Here is a 19,717-nt window from a genome sequence, read left to right as displayed (position 1 = left end):
TGGGGTGGCGAGGAAGGCGTGCACTCCCTGGTGAGCGGGGAGTGCACGCCGAGGGCTTGCATAGCGAGCAGGGTCGGCTCACTCCGTCGCGAAGCGCCCCGAGGAGGATCCTGCGGCACGTGCGGACGGCGTATCCGACCGTGTGAGCGCCTGGCGTACCGCGTCGGCTAGTGCGGGAGCCGCGCTCGCGTCGGCATCGGCGATGCCCACCCCATAACGGAACCGCACGGTCTCGCCGTCCTCGACGGTCAGCTCCTCGCTGAAGAACGGTGCCGGGTTGAGGCAGGCGAACTCCTCGGTCCGGGCGAACCACTGCGGCGGGTGACTCGGGTTGGCCGTGTCGTCGAGCATGAGTACGAGCGACTGCGCGTCCGTCTCGTCGTGGCGGCCCGCGAAGCCCATCCACTCCATGCGCCGCCCTCGGACCTCGTCGCCGCCCAGGCCTTCCTCGGTCACGAACTGTCCGCCGGTGAACGACCGTGGGCCTCGCCAGAACAGGCCGCCGTAGCCGGCGTTCTCCCGTCCCTTGGTGGTCGGTGATCCCATGGTGACGTCCGTTCCGGAGACGTTCGTCATCCGGGTCTCGAACGTCAATGCCCAGGCGTGCGGGGAGATCAGGCTCGCTCGCAGCGTTCTGCGTTCGGTGAAGAAGAGCGCGCCGGACTGGGTGGTCCAGTCCAGGTCGTGGGCGAACGTCGCCGTTCCGTCGGCCCGGTCCAGGGTCGTGACCAGGCGGTGGGCCTGGGTTCCGTTGTTCTCCAGCTGGACGTAGAAGCGTCCGTGGATGTACGTGGGACCGCCCCAGAAGTTCTCCTCGCCGACGTGCGGCAGGGACCACGCGATGCCCTTGTGCCACACGTGGTCGTGGGGTCGGAACAGGCTGACCACCTTGCCGGCCCGGGTGCGCAGGGGGTGGATGTAGGGCTTGGGTGATTCCAGCTGGACGGTGTCCGGCCGGTACACGTAGCGGAACAGCTCGGTGCCGCCGTCGCGGACCGTGACCGAGGCGCCGAGGTCGTGGCGGATCTCAAGAGCGTTCATACGAGGGCCTCCTTGACCGGTTCCCACGGCACGGCGCCGCCGTCCATGCTGACCGCGAATGGGTCGTCGTCGGTCAGTTCGCCCGCTGCGACGGGGACACCGCGGAAGGCCGAGGCGTACGTCGCCGCCGCGAACTCCAGCGTGCGACGCGCGTCCTGCAGACAGACGCCGGGTTCCTGTCCGGTCTCCCAGGCGTCGAGCACGGCCTCGATCTGGAGCCTGTGGCCGCTCGTGATGTCCGGCTCGTCACCGTCGGTCCAGAGGGCCGAGAGCTCCTCGTGGCCGGGGGCCGGGGTGAACCGCCAGTGCTCCTCGCGGTAGCCGTAGAGGTGTTCGAGTTCGACCGTGGCGTATTCGAAGTCGAAGCGCAGGCGCGAGGTCTCCCGCGGGGACAGCAGGGAGTTGACCACCGTGGCGAGGGCTCCGTTGTCGAACCGGACGGCGGCGATCGAGACGTCCTCGGTGTCCGTGGGCCGGGCCTGGCGCTCGGCGAGTGCGGTGATCTGGGACCAGGAGCCGAAAACCGACAGCATCAGGTCGAACTGATGGATGCCGTGTCCCATCGTGGGGCCGCCACCCTCGACGTCCCAGCGTCCCCGCCACGGGACTTCGAAGTACGCGTCGGACCGGTACCAGAGGGTCTCGCAGGTGGCGACCAGTGGCCGGCCCAGTGCGCCGGAGTCGGCCAGCCGTCTCAGACGTACGGCGGCAGCTCCGTAGCGGTGCTGGAAGACGGTCAGAACCTTGGAGCCGGTCTCCTCCTGCACCGTGGCCAGTTGGTCCAGCTCGCGCAGGCTCAGCGCCGTCGGCTTCTCCACCAGGGCGGTCACGCCGGCCCGCATCACCATGGTCGCCAGGGGTGCGTGGGTCTGCGGGGGCGTACAGATGTGTACGAGATCGAGGTCTTGGCTCTCCAGCAGAGCCTGCGGGTCACTGAAGACGTGCGGCACGGAGAATCGGTCGGCGAACTCGGCGGCACGGGTGAGGTCGACATCGGCGACGGCGACCAGCCGGGCACGTTCGGAGAGTTCGGTGAGGGCTTCGGCATGCGCGTGGGCGATACCGCCGGTGCCGATGATGGCCACGCGGTACGGCGGCCGGGGGCTGGGCATGGGTGTGTTCTCTCTCTTGGTTCCTGACCCACTTCTCGTGGGGCTCCTGGGGGCCGTCGCAGCGGCGACGGCCCCCAGGAAGGAGGTCACTTGGCCGCGTCGATCTCGCCCTGGAGCTCCTTGATGAAGGCCTTCGCGGCGGCTTCGGGCGAGGTCTTCTTGAAGTAGACCTCCTGGCTGTAGCGCTGCAGCTGCGGTTCGATGCCGCTTCCGCCGTTGGGGGTCACGACCGGTGACTCACCCGGGGTCACGGCGTTCATGTAGTCGGCTGCCGCCTTGTCGGTCCCGGCCAGTCCCGGCTGGAGGTGCTTCAGCATCTCCTTGTTGGCGGGGATGCCGCGCTCCGTCTTGAGGATGTCGGCGGCCTTCCGGTCGTTGAGCATGAAGTCGATGAACGCGGCCGCCTCGGCCGGGTGCTTGCTCTGGCTGGAGACCGCCCAGTACATGGAGGGCTTGAAGAAGTTGGCCTTGGTGCTGTCGGCACGAGGCATCTGCAGCAGTTTCACCTGGGCGCCGGCGGCCTGCTGGATCGCAGTGATCTGGGTGTTGTACACCCCCATCATGGCCGCCTTGCCGGTGGCGAAGCTGCCGGCGGTGACACCCGCGGTCAGGTCCTCGACCATCGTCGACGCCTTGACGCTGGCCCCCGAGGAGGTCAGGTCCAGACCGTACTTCCACATCCCGGCGAGCGTCTCGGGCTTCAACGAGACGTTGCCGTCCTTGTCGAAGAGGTTCTCACCGTGCTGACGAGCCCAGTACTTGACGTCGCCGGCGGAGAAGCCGGGCGCGCCGGCGGCGCCGTGGATCTTGCCGCCACTCTTGTCGGTCAGTTCCTTCCCGATCTTGGCGTAGTCGTCCCACGTCCATGTCTTGTCGTCGGGAACCGTCACGCCGTACTTCTTGAACAGGTCGGTGTTCACGAGGATGGACAGGACGCCGACGCCGACGGGAAGCGCGTACTGCGTTCCGTTGACCTGCCCGGTGGCCAGGGCCTGGTCGTCGAACTGTGACGTGCTGAGGAGCTTCTTGGCCTTGCCGAGGTCGTACAGCGCTCCGCGGTCGGCGTACGACGCGAGGTACAACTCGTCCATCTGGACGACGTCGGGAGAGTCCTTGGCCGCGGTCGTCGTGGCGAGCGCGTCCCAGTAGCCGTTCCAGTCCTTGTACTGGCCCTTGACCGTGATGTTGGGGTACTTCTTCTCGAACGCCTTGATGACCTCGTCGGTGAGCTGGGCACGGGTGTCCGCTCCCCACCAGGTGGCGCGGATGGTGACCGGCTTGTCGCTGAGCTCGGAAGCGGATTCGGTGCTGCCACCGGAGCAGGCGGTCAGTGTGAGCGAGAGTGAGGCGAACGCTCCGATGGCGACGCGTCTGAAGGGGCTGGCTTTCATGTGCTTCTCCTGTGCCTGATGGGTGGGCGGGTTGATGACTGAGGTGCTCCCGAGCGGTCAGGGCTTCGGGCGCCTCCACATGTCCGGCAGTAGCCCCCGCAGTTACTTGCCGCCGGTGGTCGCGATGCCTCGCAGCAGGAAGCGCTGTCCGGTGAGGAAGATGAGGAAGACGGGTACGAGCGACACGACACTCATCGCGAACACCGAGCCCCAGTCCGTCGCGGTCTGCTGGTCGACGAAGGTGCGCAGCGCGAGAGGCGTGGTGTACATGTCCGGGTCGGTCAGATAAATGAGCTGGGTGTAGAAGTCGTTCCAGGTCCAGATGAAGGTGAAGATCGCGGTGGTCGCCAGCGCCGGGACCATCAGCGGGAGGATGAGGGAGAAGAAGATCCGCGCGTGCCCGGCGCCGTCGATCCGTGCGGCCTCGTCGATCTCGCGCGGGATGCCCCGGATGAACTGCACCATCAGGAAGATGAAGAAGGCGTCGGTCGCCAGGAACTTCGGCACGATCAGGGGCAGGAACGTGTTGACCCAGCCGAGCTCCGAGAACAGGACGTACTGCGGCACGATGATCACGTGGATCGGCAGCATGATGGTGACGAGCATGACGGCGAACCAGACGCGCTTCGCCCGGAATTCCAGCCTGGCGAACGCGTATGCGGCCAGGGAGCAGGCGAGGAGGTTCCCGAGGATCGCGCCGGTCACGACGATCGCCGAGTTGATCATGTAGTGGCTGAACGGTTGGGAGAAGGCGTTCCAGCCGTTGCTGTAGTTCTCGAAGTGCGGGTGCGTCAGGGCGAGTCCCGCGCTGCGGAAGATCTGGTTGTTGGGCCGCAGCGAGCTGACCACCATCCACAGGACGGGGTAGAGCATCGTCAGGGCGCAGAGAGCCAGTAGGCAGTGTTTGAGAGGGGCGCGCACCGCGCGTCTGATCCGGCGTATCACGTGGGGGCGGGGGGTGGGTAGCGAGGAAGGTACGGCTACGGCGCGGTCAGTCATCGTAAAACACCCAGTACTTTGAGGCCCAGAAGTTGACGGCGGTGAAGGCCGCGACGATGAGGAGCAGGACCCACGCGAGCGCGGACGCGTATCCCATGTCGAAGTGGCCGAACCCGCGCTGGTACAGGTACAGCGAGAAGAAGAGGGTGGAGTCGGCGGGGCCTCCGGTGCCACCGGAGACCACGAAGGCCTGGGTGAAGGTCTGGAAGGCGTGGATGATCTGCAGCACCAGGTTGAAGAAGATGATGGGTGTCAGCAGCGGAATGGTGATGCTGCGGAACTGGCGCCAGCGCTTCGCGCCGTCGACGGAGGCCGCCTCGTAGAGGGAGGTCGGAATCTGCCGCAGCCCGGCGAGGAAGATCACCATGGGGGAGCCGAAGGTCCAGACGTTCAGGACGACGAGGGTCGACAGCGCCGTTCCGGGCTCCGAGATCCAGCCCTGCCCCTGGATACCGACGAGGGCCAGGGCCTCGTTGACAAGGCCGTTGGTCCCGAACATCGCGCGCCACAGCACGGCGATCGCCACGCTGCCGCCGATCAGTGACGGCAGGTAGAAGACGGAGCGGTAGAAGGCAAGTCCTCGCACTCCCCTGTCCAGCAGCAGAGCGAGCCCCAGGGCCATCGCCAGTTGCAGCGGGACGGAGACGAGGACGTAGCTGAACGTCACTTCGAGCGACTTGTGCAGACGCTCGTCGTCGACCATGCGCGTCCAGTTGTCGAGTCCGCTGAACTGCGGCGGCTGCAGCAGGTTGTACTTGGTGAAGCTGAGGTAGAGCGAGGCCAGCATCGGGCCGAGAGTGATCCCGAAGAGCCCGACGAACCATGGCAGTAGGAAGAAGAACGCCGCCTTGTTCTGCTGTCGCGCGCCCTTTTGGGACCCGCGCAGCCGGCGTAGTTCGTTGATGGAGCTCACGGCACTGCTCCCTTGAGCGGCGGCATCGGCAGACAGTGGTGCGGGCCCGTCCCGGGCCACGCGTCACCCGAAAAGTGATCGTTCACTTTGTGGGTTGCGAGGACCATAGTGAACGATCACTTTTTGCGTCAAGAGTGTGTAGTCTCTGACTTCACCGAAAGTTGGCGGAAGGTGGGGGAAGCGGATGGACGGCGCTGACACGGCGCGACGACGGCCTACGATCACTGATGTGGCGCGACTCGCCGGTGTGTCACCCCAGACGGTGTCGCGGTATCTGCGGTTCAACGGCGGGCTGAAGCCCGCGACCCTGGAACGCGTGGAGAAGGCCATACGCGAACTCGACTACCGCCCCAACCTGGTGGCGCGGTCGATGCGCACACGGAAGACCGGCCGGCTGGCGATCCTCATGCCCGCCATGGCCTTCAACCCGTCACGCATGCTGGCAGGAGCCAGCGCCACAGCGCACACCGCGGGGTATTTCGTGGACGTCGTGAGCGCCGGAGGCGGCGTACGGGCGAGGAGTGACCGACTGCTGGAGCTCGCCGATTCGGGACAGTACGAGGGCATTCTCTCCCTCGCTCCCGTGCTTCCCGAGGTGGAGCGCAAACTGCACCAGCGGACGACCGTGGTGATCTCGGCCGACTTCGACGACGAGATGCGCGGCATCGGGGAGCTGGCCGACGCCACGCCCGTGGTGCGGATGATCGAGCACTTGGCGTCGCTCGGCCACTCCCGGTTTCTCCATGTGGCGGGCGACGCGCAGTTCGCTTCCGCCAGGGCGCGCAGGCAGAGCTATCTGGACACCGTCGAACGCCTCGGGGTCGAGTCCGTCGGCGTCTTCGACGGGGACTGGTCGGGAGAGTCCGGCATCGAGGCGATTCGGTCGCTCTCGAGCCGTTCGCGGCCGACCGCGGTGATCGCGGCCAACGACCTTGTGGCCGCCGGTGTCGTCCGGGGCGCCCGTGAGCGCGGCTGGGACGTGCCGGGAGACCTCAGCGTGACCGGTTGGGACAACGCGGGGGTCGGGCAGTTCATGACCCCGTCCCTGACCACCGTCGACGTGGAGCTCGAACAACTTGGCAGTACGGCCATGGCCAAGCTGATCGCGGGGTTGCTCAATACGGTGCCCGAGGCGAAGGATGAACCCCTCCTCCGCATCATCTGGCGGGAGTCGACGGGCGAGCCGCCCGCGACCAAGCGTCCCAGCCGCAGGCGGTGACCAAAGGCGGGTGCTGCCGGAACGGGCGCGGGCCAGCGGCGCCTGTGCGTCCCCCTGGCGGCGCTGCCGTCCTGTCGGCTTCAGGCGCGAGCCGGCCCGGCCGCGTACGCCGCCGGGCCTCAAGCGCGCACCGGCATCAGTTCTGGTAGACGTCGAGCCGACCGCACATTCCGAACTTCCTGCGGGCAACGGGCTGTTCGGACCTCACGGTGGCATCCACGAGATGGGGGGACTCTCCCCGCTCCAGCCAGTCGAGCTGCGCCCCGGTGGCCGCGGCGGAGGCCTCGGCACCTCGGCGCCACCGCTCGCGCCACTCGGCGATGCGCGGCCGTACCAGCGCGGCGGCGGCCCGGTGGAACGCGGCCAGAGTCTGTGGCCCCTCGGCCTCCCGCAGTGCCCGATATCCCTCCAGAGCGAGGTCCCGCCTGGCCCGGGCAACGCGCTCCTGCTCCTCCTCGGGCGCGTCGGCCGGGATGGCCGTGGCGCGGGCGTACGTCTCCGGATCGGTCAGGTACTGCGGGGGCAGCGTGAGGACGGCGTCCCCCGCCTCCGGCAGTCCGCTGTTCTGCATCAGAACGGTGATCCGCAGATCGCCCCCGTTCACCAGCCGGTGGATGGTGCCGGGCGTGAACCAGGCGACCGTACCGGCCTGGAGCGGAGTGACCTCGTACCCGGACGCGGTCAGCGTCTGCACGGCCCCGCGTCCGCTGGTGACGACGTAAGCCTCCGAACAGGCCAGGTGCATGTGAGGTGTGCCGCCGCACACCCCGTCGGCGGCAGGCCAGTCGTACACCGACAGATGCGAGATGGCGACGCCCCCGGGCAATCCGGTGTTGGTTGTGCTCATGTGGGTCAACACTCCGCTTCATGATAGTAAGCGCTTTCTATCTCTTTAATTTACGCACTGATCACCCAACGGGTCAATGTTCTGCCTAAAATCAATCCTGAAATAGCGAAGCCGCAGGGAGAATGATGTGAACAGTGGGTTGGTGGGCAAGAGTATCTACGCCTTCGGGGACAGCATTGTGTACGGACATGTATATCCGCACAGTTTTGTGGACCTCGTTTCCGAGCGCGAGGGGATGACCCTCACCAAGTTCGCCCGGAATGGTGCGACCATCGGCGCCGACCCACATGCTTCCGGCGGGCAGATACTTGCGCAGGTCGAGCAGGCGACCGACATCGCGCCGGACTTCGTTATCTTTGACGGCGGCGTCAACGATGCCCAGTCCATCTTCAGGGACCACGCGTACACGATCGCGACCTACGCGGCTGAGCTGGAGAAGACGCTGCACACAATGAGGCGGAAATGGCCGACCGCCCCCATCGTGTACGTCGCCGCCCACAAACTCGGTTCGCGGGACTGGGGCACTCAGGTGGCGCTGCGTGAAGTGACCTTGGAGACCTGTCGCAAGTGGGGCATCGCCATCGCCGACATCTTCGGGGACACCACGTTCGACACGCGTGATGACGCTCAGCGTGCAAAATACACATTCGATGACCTGGTCGACGGTTTCCCTGGCGCGGAGGGATCGGGAACGCACCCCAACATGGCCGGTATCACCACATTCTATCTGCCGGTGGTAAGTGACAGGCTGCAGCAGATTTCATCACGTTGATCAGTACGGAAATCAGCTCTGCCAGGCCGATGTCGGCCCTGGCAGAGCTGATTTCTCTTTGTCAGGGCGTCAGCTTGAGTTGGGCCCCCTGGAAGGCGGAAGCGCTTACTGGCTCGGGCGCACTTACCCTAATACCGCGCCACCAGTTGGACCTGGCTGTCACTGGTCGAATCCGGTACCGCGGGAGATGCAGACGTCGTCCACATGCACGGCCCCGCGCTCGCCCCCGTTCGAGTACCACGCGACCTTCGCGATCCCCGGCATCGATGTGCGGAACGCCGCGTCGTTCAGCACGCGCCGGCCGTCGATGTCCAGGTCGAAGTGCTGGTTCACGGTGTCCACGGTGAGCTTGACCGAGTACCACTTGCCAGTGGTGTACGTACCGATCACACGGTCTGTGGTTCCCTCGTACGCGTGGATCTCGCCGCGCGCGAACGCGACGCTGACAACCGGGGCACCGCTGGCGTTGTACAGGTATGGCAGCCCGAACCAGCCGGCCTGCGCGTCATTGCGCATCACCTGCGCGTCGATGGTCACCACGCCCTGCAGCGGGGTGCTGAAGAGCCGGGCGAGGTTGGTTCCGTCGGTGCCGCCGCCTTCGACGGTGCGGGTCAGCCGGACGCTCTTGTCGGTGGTGGACGGCGTCCCCACCACGGAGACGTCGTTGTTGGTCGAGATGACCCGCCATCCGTTGGTCCCGTTGGCGAGCGCGCCGGTCGCCAGGCCGTCGAAGGTGTCCGTGAACGCGATACTGGGCGCGCCCCGTTCGAGGGCACCGATCTCCGGACCGTTCCCGATCGGCACGGTTGCCCCGGAGTAGTCGAGGCCGCCGTTGCCGGTGATCGTGGCACCGGCGTCGGCGAAGACCGATCCTGACTGGAGCGCGAAGTTCGCCGCAGTGCCGAGCCTCGTGCCGTTCTCGTCGCCGTAGGGCCCCGTGACGGCGGCGTTCACGAACTGCGGAGCGCCGACCACGGCGTTCACGTCGGACGAGGGCCGAGTCGTCAGGTTGGACGAGTACCCGTTGTTGTTGTAGATGATGGTCGACTGTTGCCTGAACTCGGGTGCGGACTGTCCGGAGACGAACAGGTTGTTGGTGAACGTGACCTTGCCGCCGACACCGCCGGTCACCATGGTCGGCGAATCGGTGTTGGCGAAGGTGTTGTTGTAGACATGTGCGACCGAGCCGGTCTGTTGCGACATGTGGATGTTCCACCGCTTGCTGCCGGTGATGACGTTGTAGCGGATCACCACGCTGCCGAACTTGACCGCGGAGTTGCACGCGCACAGCAGGATGCCGTCGCCGTTGTCGTGGAGGTAGTTGTACTGGAACAGCTGGTTGGTGGTGCCGATGTCGGGGTCCAGGGCATTCTGGTCGGCGCCGCCCGACGAGAGGTGGGTGCCCATGATCTCGTTGTGCTGGACGGTGACGCTGTCGGCCATGTTGGTCTCGACACCGGAGACGCCGACCCGGTCGATCACGTTGCCTTCGACGAGTGCGCCCTTGACGCCGGTGACATAGATGCCGTTGCAGCCGAAGGGGGTGTTCGCCTGCGTGATGTAGTTACCCCGGAACGTGACGTTGGTGTAGGGCTTCCACTTGGAGTCGCTGGCCGTCTCGCGCTTGCCCCAGCCGGTGTATACGGCGCCGGGCGCGTCACCGGCGTACTGCTTCGTGACGATTCCGTTGAACGAGGTGTTCTTGATGGTGGAGTTCTGCACGGTGATGCCGTCGAGCATCGTGGGGGCGCCGGGAGCGGTGATGTCCTGGACGCCGGTGAGGAAGGCGATGCCGCCGGTGTTCTTCGAGCGGTCCCAGCCCTGCGCGAAGCTGATGCCCGGCTTGTTGTCGGCGGTGCTGCCGCCGACCCACTTGACCTCTCCGGTGACGTCGTGCACGTCGACCGAGTCGATCACGAAGTGATGCAGGGTCTGACCGTTGTCACCGTGCACGCCGATGCCACGGAAGTCACCGAGCTTCGAACCGTCCGTCGTGCCTGTGGGCACCGCGTTCGACACGTCGAGGTTGCGGATCTCCCAGTACTGCTGGTTGTTCAGCCGCACCGCGTCACCGACCGTGCCCTGGCCGGCGATCTTCGGCTTGGCGCCCGTCCCGTAGCTGTCGATGGTGATCGGGGCGCCGTCGGAGCCCGACCCCTTCGGCCACAGCTGACCGGTCCAGCTGTCACCGGCCTCGAAACGGATGGTGTCGCCGGGCTGGAACGTCTTCGCGTTCACCTTGCTCAGCGAGCGCCAGGGCGTGCTGGTGCTGGTTCCGGCGTTGCTGTCGCTGCCGCTCGCACTCACGTAGTACGTGATGCCCGCGGCGAAGGCCCGCTGCGCGGGGGTGAGCACGATCGACGCGAGCACGACTGCCAGCGCGCACAGTGCGGCGGCTGTTGCTCGTGACACAAGTCTTCGGGTGACGGTCATGGTCCTCTTCTTGTCGTCTGGGGTGGTGCGGTGCCGGTTCCTGTCGTGACGCCCTCAGCCGAGAGGTCGCGTAACGACTCGGGGCTCGGGCAGTTCGGGACCGTGCGGTGGACGCACCCAGGGGTGCGCGACGACGTGGGCATGGGCCCGGCCGGACATGCCCAGTCGGGGGCTGAGCTCGGCGGTGGCTCCAAGAGTCGTGCTTCCCGTGTCACAGCGCCCTCCCGGATGCGAAGCCGACCGTCAAGAAAGTTCATGTCCGCCCCTGGAGGCGTCGGGAAAACGTATTCCGCGCAGTGTGCCCAGTGGCGATCGAGTGCGTCAAGGTGTCGAGCGGAAGAACGGGACGGCTTGGTGGAGGGCCCTGCCGGAAGTCGACGGCATCGTGCGGGCATCGGGTCGTGCGGCAGCTCGGCTGTTTCGGACGGCGCTGCGCACTGGCTGCTCGCGTAGCCGTTGCCCCGGTGGGGCCAGGACGTCAGGCGGATCTAGAGGATCCCGGCCTCTTGCCCCCGGTGCAGGGGGCGGCCCGGAAGGCGCCGTTCATCGAGGCGAAGTACTTCACCTCCTGTCCGGTGCTGTAGCCGGCGAAGGAGTCCGAGCGCGGCGCGGAGAGCCGGTTACGGGTGGGCGTGGTGGTTGTTCCGGCGCCCTGACCGGTGGTGGTCACGGTGTACACGCGACCGAGGTCCAGGGTGAGGGTGTTGTCCATGCCGCGAGAGGCGGTCAGGTCGCGGGTGTGCAGCATGCGCGGGTGGCGCCGCCGGGTAGGGCCACCGGAGATGCCGAGATCGACCGTCCGGGGCACGGTGACGTCCAGGTTCTCAAGGTGCACTTCATCGGTAGGAAATCGTATTCCGTACCGTGGGCCCGTCCGTGATCCAAGGCGTCAAGCGGTCGGCCAACGCGCAGAAGCGTCTGCGACGTGTCAGGTTCTGGCGGTCCGAAGGCGCTGTGTGCGTCGGCCGGAGCGATCGGCTCAGGGGCGGTTCAGGCGACGCTGACCGCCGTGCTGTCGCGCACCACGATCTGCCCGCGCATCCTCAAATGCTCTGCTTCCGTACGATCCGCGAGCGCGAGACGGACCGCCTCGGCACCTGCCTGCGCCAGCGGCAATGACACGGTCGTCAGCCGCGGTGTCACGTCGGTCGCGAGCTCGATGTCGTCGAAACCGGTCACCGAGACGTTGTCCGGCACCGCCACCCCGGCAGCCCGGAAGGCGGACATCGCGCCGATGGCGATGGTGTCGTTGGCGGCGATGACCGCGTGAGGCTTCGCCAGCCCTTCGGCGATCAGACGCTGCGCCGCGTCGAACCCCCCTTGGCGGCTCACTGCACAGTGTGAGATCCGGATGTGCCGCGCCTCGACGCCGCCGTCGCGGAGCCCGGCCATGAAGCCTGCGGTACGGGCGGAGACATTCCCCTGCCCGCGCGCGCCGGCGAGGATCGTCACGTGCCTGTGCCCCGCCCCGGCGACATAGGCGCCCAGCTCCTTCGCAGGGCCGTGATTGTCGAAGCTGATGGAGTCGAACGGCATATCGGTGTCGCCGACGATCACCACCCGGCCGCCCTCGCGTTCGTAGCCGAGCAACTCGTCGAGCAGGCGGCCGCCCAGGGCGTTCGTGTCGAGGCGGCTCGATGTCAGGATGAGCGCACGTGGCCTCAGAGCACGTTGCAGCCGGACGGTTTCGAGCTGCCTCTCAGTGGTGCCGTGGGTCGACGAGACGGTCACGAACGCCCCGGCGTCGCGGGCCCGGCGTTCCATTGCCGCGGCGACCATTCCCATCGACGGGGTGGTGAGGTCGTCGCCGATGACCGCGATCGAGTCGTTCGCGCGCCGCATCGCCCGGGCCGAGGCGTCCGCGGTGTAGCGCAACGCGGCCGCGGCGGAGAAGACCCGCTGCCTGTATTCCTTCGCGACCGTCCGATCGCTGCCGCCCAGCACGCGCGACGCGGTCGACACTGATACACCGGCGGCCGCTGCCACGTCACGCAGGGTGACGGTCGGCCTCGCTGAATGGGGCATCGTGCCGTCCCTCCCGCATCACGAAAACGAGCCGCCCTGCTACCCGAGGATATCCCTGACCAGGCCGCCGACGTGAGGACGAAAGTGCCGGTGCCGATTCGGGACACGGTCGCCCGCTGGAAGGTGGTCGCGTCGACCCGGTTGGGTTCCGCCAGGTACGTGCGGCACAGTAGGCGCACCGGCCTACGGAGTGACCCTCGGCAGTGATTCCGCGACTTCCAGGCGCTGTGCGGCTCGGTGCACAATGTGCGGCATGGAAGATGGGGCGGCAGCGCCTGTACGGCGTCGCGGGGAGGCCGTATCCGGGAAGCGTCAGGTGACCCTGCATGATGTGGCGCGGGCAGCGGGCGTCTCACAGGCGACGGCGTCGCGGGTGCTCAACGGCAGCGTCCGCAATGTCCGGCAGGAGAACGTCGACCGTGTGCTCGTCGCGGCCGCGGAACTGGACTACGCGCCGCACTTGTCCGCCCAGGCGATCGCGCGGGGTTCGACGAACATCGCCGCACTGGTCGTCAGCGGTGTCGACGACCCGTACTTCTCCTCCATCGCGGCCGGGGTGACGCAGGCAGCCGAGGCCGCCGGACTCATCGTGACCATGGCGGTCGCGGACCGCTCCCCGGAGCGGGAACTCCAGATCGTCGGGACGCTGCGTGGCATGCGTCCCCGCGTCATCATCATGACCGGCAGCCGCGTCGACGGCACCGGCACCCGCGACGCACTTGTCGAGGAGCTCCGCGCCTACCGGGAAGCGGGCGGCAGCGTGGTCCTGATAAGCCAGCACGACCTGCCGTTCCGCACCATCAGCATCGACAACTACGGTGGAGCGCGGCAACTTGCACGCGCGCTGGTAGGGCTCGGCTACCGGCGGTTCGCGGTGGTCCGGGCGAGGAACGGCCTGAGGACGTCCCGTGACCGGTGCAGCGGCTTCGTGGAGGGCGTGCGCGAGTTCGGAATCGACGTCGACGAGCGGTTGGTGGTCGAAGCAGAGTTCAGCCGCCGAGGGGGATGTGCGGCGGCCAGGGAACTCGTCCAGCGGGGACTGGACGATACGGAACTCGTCTTTGCGGTCAGTGACGTCATGGCGATCGGTGTGATGACCGCGTTCCGCGACGCCGGGCTGGTCCCTGGCCGGGACATCGCCGTCGCCGGGTTCGACGACATCGGCCCAGCGGTGGACGTCGTCCCGGAGCTGACGTCCGTGAACGTTCCTTTGCAGCAGGTCGGGCTCCGTGCGGTGGAGCTCGCGCTCTCCGACGATGACGCCTCGCGGATCGTACCGGTCGCCACGAACATCGTTCTGCGGGACAGCACACCCCCTCGATGACCGTGCCCAGTCGTTCGGTGGCGCAGGTGCTTGCCATTCCTCCATGTTGTGCCGGGGAGGCGGGCCGTCATGGGCGCCGGGCACGCCCTTGCCGGTCACCGCGATGCTGGGGACACTCGCTGCCAGCTCGCTCACAGGAACGGGGCGGACCGCGGGCGGGAGGCGCGCTCTGAACCGAACGAGGTTTCTCACGGGCGGCCATCTGGTCGCGGGTCCAGGGCATCAGCCGTGCACCGTCTCTCGTGCCTCGGGCGCGGAAATGGTACGCCGTTCGATCGGTTTGTCGGCGGCTTGCGCGGGCGTGAGGGCGAGGACCCGCTGGACGAAGACGCCGGGCAGATGGATCGCGTCGGGGGGCAGCTCGCCGGGTTCTACGAGTTCCTCGACCTCGGCGATCGTGATGCGGCCGGCCATGGCGGCCAGCGGGTTGAAGTTGGCGGCGGCCTTGTTGAAGACCAGGTTGCCGTGAGTGTCGCCGCGCCAGGTGCGGACGAGCGCGTAGTCCGTGGTGATGCCGTGTTCGAGGACATGCGAGCGGCCGCCGAAGGAGCGCTTCTCCTTTGCGGGGGAAGCGAGGGCGATGCTGCCGTCCGCCGCGTAACGCCAGGGCAGGCCGCCGTCCGCTACCTGCGTGCCCACGCCTGCCGGCGTGTAGAAGGCCGGGATGCCGGCCCCGCCGGCCCGTAGCCGCTCGGCCAGGGTGCCCTGCGGTACGAGTTCGACCTCCATCTCGCCGCTGAGGTACTGGCGGGCGAACTCCTTGTTCTCGCCGACGTAACTGCCGGTCACGCGGCTGATGCGGCCGGTGGCGAGCAGGAGGCCCAGTCCTTGGCCGTCTACGCCGCAGTTGTTGGAGACGACCTTCAGGCCGGTGGTGCCCTGGGCGTGCAGGGCGTCGATGAGGGCGGCCGGTATGCCGGACAGGCCGAAGCCGCCAACGGCGAGTGAGGCCCCGTCGCAGATGTCGGCGACCGCCTCGGCGGCGCTCGCGCTGACCTTGTTCACGTGCGGGTCCTTTCAGCCGGAGGTCGGCCGGGGGGGGGCAGACGGGGGAGCCGGGCAGCACCGTCGACCAGTCGCCGACGGCGACGAGACTGGCGCCGTGATGTACGAGGCCTCGCCGAAGGCGAGGAGGACAACGGAGTTGAGCACCTCGTCAGGGAGGCCGGCCCGGCGGAGCGGGCGTGGCAGCCGATGGCGTGGAGCAGGGTGGTCGTAGCCGCGCCTGGCCCTTGGCATCGGTCATTCCGGGGATGACCCACTTGGCGGGGTGCCTGTGTCGCATCGGTGGCTGTCACCGTTGCTCCCGCCCGGGCCGGTGCCTCGACCGTGCCCCGCCGCGCTCCTGGTGACGATGACCTTGTCGGCCGCCCTGCTCTCCGCCGCGCGGTTCACGGCCGCGTTCGCGGGCGCGTACGGGCGCGAGGGACGGCCACCGGTTCGGTCCCGGGTACCACGGTGTTGGAGACGCTGCCGATGCCCTCGACGGTGAGGGTGACGGTGTCGCCGGGCTTGAGCGGCGGCGGGTCCTGGCGGCCGCGTACGCCCCAGAGTTCGGCGAGGCAGCCGCCGTTGCCGCAGGTGCCGGAGCCGAGTACGTCGCCGGGGCGTACCCAGGTGCCGCGCGAGGCGTAGGCGGTCATCTCCTCGAAGGTCCAGCTCATGTTGGACAGCAGGTCCTTGCCGACGACCTCACCGTTGATCTCGGCGGTCAGCGCCAGGCGCAGGAATCCGTCGCTGTCGCGATAGGGCTCCAGTTCGTCCGCGGTGACGAGGTAGGGGCCGAGGGTGGTGGCGGTGTCCTTGCCCTTGCAGGGACCTAGGCTGACCCGCATCTCGCGTGACTGGAGGTCGCGGGCGGACCAGTCGTTGTAGATGGTGTAGCCGATGATGTGGTCGCGGGCCTGCTCGGGGGAGAGGTCACGGCCCTCGCGGCCGATGACCGCGGCGACTTCGAGTTCGAAGTCCAGTGCCTGGCTGCCGGGCGGCACGGGGACGTCGTCGTGAGCGCCGATGACCGCGTAGGGGTTGGTGAAGTAGAAGGTGGGCGCGTCGTACCAGGCGTCCGGGGCGCCCGTCATTCCGTCGATGCTGCGTCGTACGCCCTCGACGTGCTCCTCGAACGTGACGAAGTCGCGTACGGACGGCGGTTGGAACGGCGGCAACAAGCGCACCTGTGAGACATGCGGGCCGCGTGGCACGTCCAGGCTTGCGTTGCCCGCCTCGCGCAGCGCCTCGGGACCGGCCTGGATCAGGTCGAGAAGCGTTCCCGTATTGGGGCAGGGGTAGAGGACAGCGTCGTCCCCGACGGTGGCGAGACGGCTGCGGCCGTGCTGTTCGTACGTGGCGAAACGCATGGCATTCCTAGGGAGCTGAGAGGGGTGACTCGGGCCGGGGGCGCGGCGGCATGGCAGGGCGGGGGAGTGCGCCGAGCCCCCGGGGTCAAGGGGTCAGACCGGCGGAGCGACGAAGACGCCGCGGTCGACGTCGTTGAGCATTTCCTTGGCGACCATCTCGTTCATCGGGTTGGACGTGCCCCACTGGTCGGCGTTCTCGGGCTTCGTCAGGTCGTAGATGTGCGGGTGCCAGGTGTCCTCGTCCAGCTTTTCGAGCTCGGTGGTGTACTCCACGGTGTTGCCGTGCGGGTCGAGGAAGTACGTGAAGGTGTTGTCGCCCGCCATGTGCCGCCCGGGGCCCCAGATCTTGCGGGCGCCGGAGCGCATCACGCGGCCGGAGCCGCGCATGTACTCGTCGATGCCGCGCATCTCGAAGGAGAGGTGCTGCAGGGAGGCGTGCGGACCGCTGGCGATGGCCATGGAGTGGTGCTGGTTGCTGATCCGCATGAAGTGCATGACGTCGCCCATGTGCGGCAAGGTCATCGTGTCGGACAGCCGGAAGTCGAGGTGCTGCTCGTACCAGGCGCGGGTGGCGTTGATGTCGGGGGAGTTCAGGACGACGTGCGAGAGACGGACCGGGATGGACTCCTTCTCCTCGATACGACGGTGCCGGCGTGCCTCGACGTCGGCCGAGACCTCGATGGTGCGGCCGTCGATGTCGAAGAAGCGGAAGCCGTAGCCGCCGCCGGGGGTGTCGATCTTGCCCGGCTGGGAGATCAACCGCACTCCACCCGCGAGGAGTTGCTCGGCGAGCGTGTCCACGTCGGCGGGGTTCGCCGCGCCGTAGGAGATGAGGTCGAGGCGCTTCTCCTCGGCCTTGCGGAGCCGGACGATGTACTGCTCGGGGGAGCCCTCGGCGGCGAGGAAGGAGATGCCGGAGTCCTCGGCGACCTTGGTCAGGCCCCAGACGCCGGCGTAGAAGTCGAGCTGCTTGTCGTAGTCCGGCACGGCGAGGTCGACGTGCCGCAGGTGGGTGAGCAGACGTGTGCTCATGGTGGGGGTTCTCCTCTGTGAGGTTCAGACGGTTCCGACAAGGCGGAGCAGCGTTGCAGCGTTGCCGCCGCGTACGGCGTGGAAGTGGGGGGCGGGCAGGTCCGTGACGTCGCGCAGCGCGCCGAGCGGGTCGTCGGTGCCCATGTCGAAGGGGAAGTCGGAGCCGAGCAGTACCCGGTCGGGGCCGGCCACCCGGATCAGCTCGCGCAGGACGTCCGGGTCGTGGACGAGGGAGTCGAAGTACAGCTGCTTGAGGTAGCTGCTGGGCGGGTGCGCGCAGCCGCGGGTGTCGGTGCGGGCGAGCCAGGCGTGGTCGGAGCGGCCGATATGGGTGGGCAGATAGCCGCCGCCGTGGGCGGCGACGATGCGCAACCCCGGGTGCCTGTCCAGGACCCCGGAGAAGATCAGATGGGACAGGGCGACGGCGTTCTCGGTCGGTTGGCCGACGGTGTTGGACAGGTACCACCGGTTGAGGCGCTCGTCGAGCGTGCAGCCGAAGGGGTGCAGGAAGAGGATCGCGCCGGTTTCCTCGGCCCGTGTCCAGAACGGTTCGTACGCGGCGTCCGACAGTTCGCGTCCCGGCGCGTGGCTGGAGATCTCGACACCGCGCAGGCCCAGGCCGAGGGCGTGGTCGAGGGCTACGACGGCGAGGTCCGGGTGCTGGAGCGGGACGAGGCCGAGGCCGTGCAGGCGCTGCGGGGCCTGGGCGGCGTGCGCGGCGGTGCCCTCGTTGGCCAGTTCCCACACCGTACGGGCCAGGTCCTCGTCGGCCCAGTAGTGGTAGTGCGACGGAGACGGCGAGACCAGCTGGACGTCGACTCCGGAGGCGTCCATCGCGGCGAGCCGGGCCTCGACGTCGGTCAGCCTCGGGAAGCGGTCCCGGAACATCGGGCCGCTGACGGCGATGGCCTCGGGGCCGTTGCGGCGGGCGTCGAGCTCGCGGGCCGCGGCCAGCCCGGGGTGTCCGGCGACGGCGTCCTCGACCTGTGGGAGCAGGACGTGCGCGTGGACGTCGATCGTGGGAGCGCTGTTGTGGGGACTCACGGGGTTCACGGGGTCTCCTGAAGAACAGACATCGTGCGGCCCATCAGACCGGGTGCGTCGGCGTCACGGGCGCCGTCCATCTGCCACTGACCGAGTTGCACGGATGCTTCGACCACCATGCGGACACGGTCGATCCGGCGTTCGTAGAAGCCGGTCAGCAGGGCGTCGAGGGAACTCCAGTCCTGCTCCTCGCTCAGCATCTCGGCCAGTACGGAGGCGTCCTCCAGCGACATGGCCGCCCCCTGGGCGAGCGTGGGAGGACAGACGTGGGCCGCGTCACCGATCAGGACGACCCGGCCGCGGTGCCAGGAGCCCTCGACGAGCAGTCGCTCGAACCAGGTGTAGTTGACCTCGGCGGGGTCGGTGATGCTCGCGGCGATCTCCGGCCACGCACCCCCATAGGGCGCGGCCAGCCGCCGCATCTCGTCCGCGTACGAGGCCGGGTCGATGGAGGCGCGGTCGCGGTTGGCCTCGACGAGGTAGGCGTAGATGGTGTTCTTGCTGGTGGGGCAGTAGCCGGCGATGTAGCACGGTCCGCCGTAGGACAGGTCCTTGCGCTTCACGCTCTCGGGGCGGGGCGCGGGGACGCGCCAGATGGCCATGCCGGTCGGTTCGGGCTTGTCGCTGATGCCGATCATGGCGCGCGTGCGGGAGCCGACGCCGTCGGCGGCGATGACAAGGTCGTAGCGGCCCTCGGTGCCGTCGCTGAACCGGGCGGTGACGCCGGACGCGTCCTGGACCAGTTCCTCGGCGGTGGTGCCGAGGCGTACCGCCGCGCCGCTCTCGCGAACGGCCTCACACAGAATCTCCTGCAGTCGGGGCCGCTGCATGCCGAAGATCGAGGGCAGGTCGTCCCCACCGGTGCGGAAGTCCTGCTGGACATGGAACACGGTCCCGTCGGGCGCGGCCATGCCGACGGCGTCGACGGCGTAACCGCTCTCCCGGACCTCGTCCCATACGCCGACTTCGCGCAGTACGCGCAGCGCGTTGCCCTGGAGGGTGATGCCGGAGCCGAGCACGTTCCAGTCGGGTTTGGCCTCGATCAGTTCCACGGCGATGCCCGCCTGTCGCAGCAGCACGGTCACGGCGTTGCCGGACGCGCCGCCGCCTATGACGAGGACGGTGCGGGGACGGGGGTCGTTCATGGGTTCTCCCTGAGACGGTGCCGCGCGACTTCGAACGGCAAGGGGGGTGTTGCGGGCGGGCGA

The 19,717-nt window shown here is 68.0% G+C and carries 17 protein-coding genes; 3 read left to right on the top strand and 14 right to left on the bottom strand.

What is annotated here, in order from left to right; translation table 11 throughout:
• Positions 1-78: 78 nt before the first annotated feature.
• The 5 genes from SLINC_RS03880 to SLINC_RS03860 all read right to left on the bottom strand — a co-directional run bounded on the left by SLINC_RS03880 (position 79) and on the right by SLINC_RS03860 (position 5,447).
• Positions 79-1,041, bottom strand: a complete 963-nt coding sequence (locus SLINC_RS03880) for a DUF6807 domain-containing protein (protein ID WP_067426685.1) — start codon at positions 1,039-1,041, stop codon at positions 79-81.
• A complete protein-coding gene (locus SLINC_RS03875) occupies positions 1,038-2,153 on the bottom strand; it encodes a Gfo/Idh/MocA family protein (RefSeq protein ID WP_067426681.1) in 1,116 nt (371 codons plus the stop codon). The genes SLINC_RS03880 and SLINC_RS03875 overlap by 4 nt, the downstream gene beginning before the upstream one ends.
• An 86-nt stretch (positions 2,154-2,239) precedes the next feature.
• A complete protein-coding gene (locus tag SLINC_RS03870) occupies positions 2,240-3,544 on the bottom strand; it encodes an ABC transporter substrate-binding protein (protein ID WP_067426678.1) in 1,305 nt (434 codons plus the stop codon).
• 102 nt (positions 3,545-3,646) lie between these two features.
• Positions 3,647-4,417: a carbohydrate ABC transporter permease gene (locus SLINC_RS03865; protein ID WP_225988231.1), complete on the bottom strand. Its 771-nt coding sequence runs from the start codon at positions 4,415-4,417 to the stop codon at positions 3,647-3,649.
• Positions 4,418-4,535: 118 nt separating this feature from the next.
• Positions 4,536-5,447 (bottom strand): carbohydrate ABC transporter permease, encoded by a 912-nt coding sequence (locus tag SLINC_RS03860; RefSeq protein ID WP_375141519.1) that lies wholly within the window; start codon positions 5,445-5,447, stop codon positions 4,536-4,538.
• A gap of 238 nt (positions 5,448-5,685) precedes the next feature.
• On the opposite strand from SLINC_RS03860, the gene SLINC_RS03855 reads away from it, so the two are divergent.
• Positions 5,686-6,675: a LacI family DNA-binding transcriptional regulator gene (locus SLINC_RS03855; RefSeq protein WP_211292751.1), complete on the top strand. Its 990-nt coding sequence runs from the start codon at positions 5,686-5,688 to the stop codon at positions 6,673-6,675.
• 136 nt (positions 6,676-6,811) lie between these two features.
• Here the strand turns inward: SLINC_RS03855 and SLINC_RS03850 are convergent, their stop codons facing one another.
• Entirely contained in the window at positions 6,812-7,522 is a 711-nt protein-coding gene (locus SLINC_RS03850) for a cupin domain-containing protein (RefSeq protein ID WP_067426665.1), read from the bottom strand.
• Positions 7,523-7,664: 142 nt separating this feature from the next.
• Between SLINC_RS03850 and SLINC_RS03845 the strand changes: the two genes are divergently transcribed.
• A complete protein-coding gene (locus tag SLINC_RS03845) occupies positions 7,665-8,294 on the top strand; it encodes an SGNH/GDSL hydrolase family protein (RefSeq protein ID WP_159425322.1) in 630 nt (209 codons plus the stop codon).
• Between the two features lie 159 nt (positions 8,295-8,453).
• On the opposite strand, the gene SLINC_RS03840 is transcribed toward SLINC_RS03845, so the two are convergent.
• The 3 genes from SLINC_RS03840 to SLINC_RS03830 all read right to left on the bottom strand — a co-directional run bounded on the left by SLINC_RS03840 (position 8,454) and on the right by SLINC_RS03830 (position 12,713).
• Entirely contained in the window at positions 8,454-10,727 is a 2,274-nt protein-coding gene (locus SLINC_RS03840) for a right-handed parallel beta-helix repeat-containing protein (RefSeq protein ID WP_107406548.1), read from the bottom strand.
• A gap of 478 nt (positions 10,728-11,205) precedes the next feature.
• Entirely contained in the window at positions 11,206-11,562 is a 357-nt protein-coding gene (locus tag SLINC_RS03835) for a hypothetical protein (RefSeq protein WP_067426659.1), read from the bottom strand.
• A 155-nt stretch (positions 11,563-11,717) separates the two neighbouring features.
• Complete coding sequence (locus tag SLINC_RS03830; protein ID WP_159425321.1) at positions 11,718-12,713, bottom strand: LacI family DNA-binding transcriptional regulator; 996 nt, start codon at positions 12,711-12,713, stop codon at positions 11,718-11,720.
• Positions 12,714-13,068: 355 nt separating this feature from the next.
• On the opposite strand from SLINC_RS03830, the gene SLINC_RS03825 reads away from it, so the two are divergent.
• Positions 13,069-14,076, top strand: coding sequence for a LacI family DNA-binding transcriptional regulator (locus SLINC_RS03825; RefSeq protein WP_211292750.1), 1,008 nt, complete (start codon positions 13,069-13,071; stop codon positions 14,074-14,076).
• Positions 14,077-14,298: 222 nt separating this feature from the next.
• Here SLINC_RS03825 and SLINC_RS03820 read toward each other — a convergent pair whose 3' ends face one another.
• The 5 genes from SLINC_RS03820 to SLINC_RS03800 all read right to left on the bottom strand — a co-directional run bounded on the left by SLINC_RS03820 (position 14,299) and on the right by SLINC_RS03800 (position 19,654).
• Positions 14,299-15,081, bottom strand: a complete 783-nt coding sequence (locus tag SLINC_RS03820) for a CoA transferase subunit A (protein ID WP_067426647.1) — start codon at positions 15,079-15,081, stop codon at positions 14,299-14,301.
• Between the two features lie 386 nt (positions 15,082-15,467).
• Entirely contained in the window at positions 15,468-16,433 is a 966-nt protein-coding gene (locus SLINC_RS03815) for a fumarylacetoacetate hydrolase family protein (RefSeq protein ID WP_067426643.1), read from the bottom strand.
• 93 nt (positions 16,434-16,526) lie between these two features.
• Complete coding sequence (locus SLINC_RS03810; RefSeq protein ID WP_067426640.1) at positions 16,527-17,465, bottom strand: VOC family protein; 939 nt, start codon at positions 17,463-17,465, stop codon at positions 16,527-16,529.
• A gap of 24 nt (positions 17,466-17,489) precedes the next feature.
• A complete protein-coding gene (locus tag SLINC_RS03805; protein WP_225988230.1) occupies positions 17,490-18,518 on the bottom strand; it encodes an amidohydrolase family protein in 1,029 nt (342 codons plus the stop codon).
• Positions 18,515-19,654, bottom strand: a complete 1,140-nt coding sequence (locus tag SLINC_RS03800) for an FAD-dependent oxidoreductase (RefSeq protein ID WP_067426637.1) — start codon at positions 19,652-19,654, stop codon at positions 18,515-18,517. Before SLINC_RS03800 ends, SLINC_RS03805 begins: the two co-directional genes overlap by 4 nt.
• Between the last annotated feature and the right edge of the window lie 63 nt (positions 19,655-19,717).

The sequence above is a fragment of the Streptomyces lincolnensis genome (assembly GCF_001685355.1).
In the GTDB taxonomy this organism is placed as follows: domain Bacteria; phylum Actinomycetota; class Actinomycetes; order Streptomycetales; family Streptomycetaceae; genus Streptomyces; species Streptomyces lincolnensis.
The sequence above is the reverse complement of the archived record's forward strand: the minus strand, read 5'-3'. Positions and strand labels throughout refer to the sequence as shown.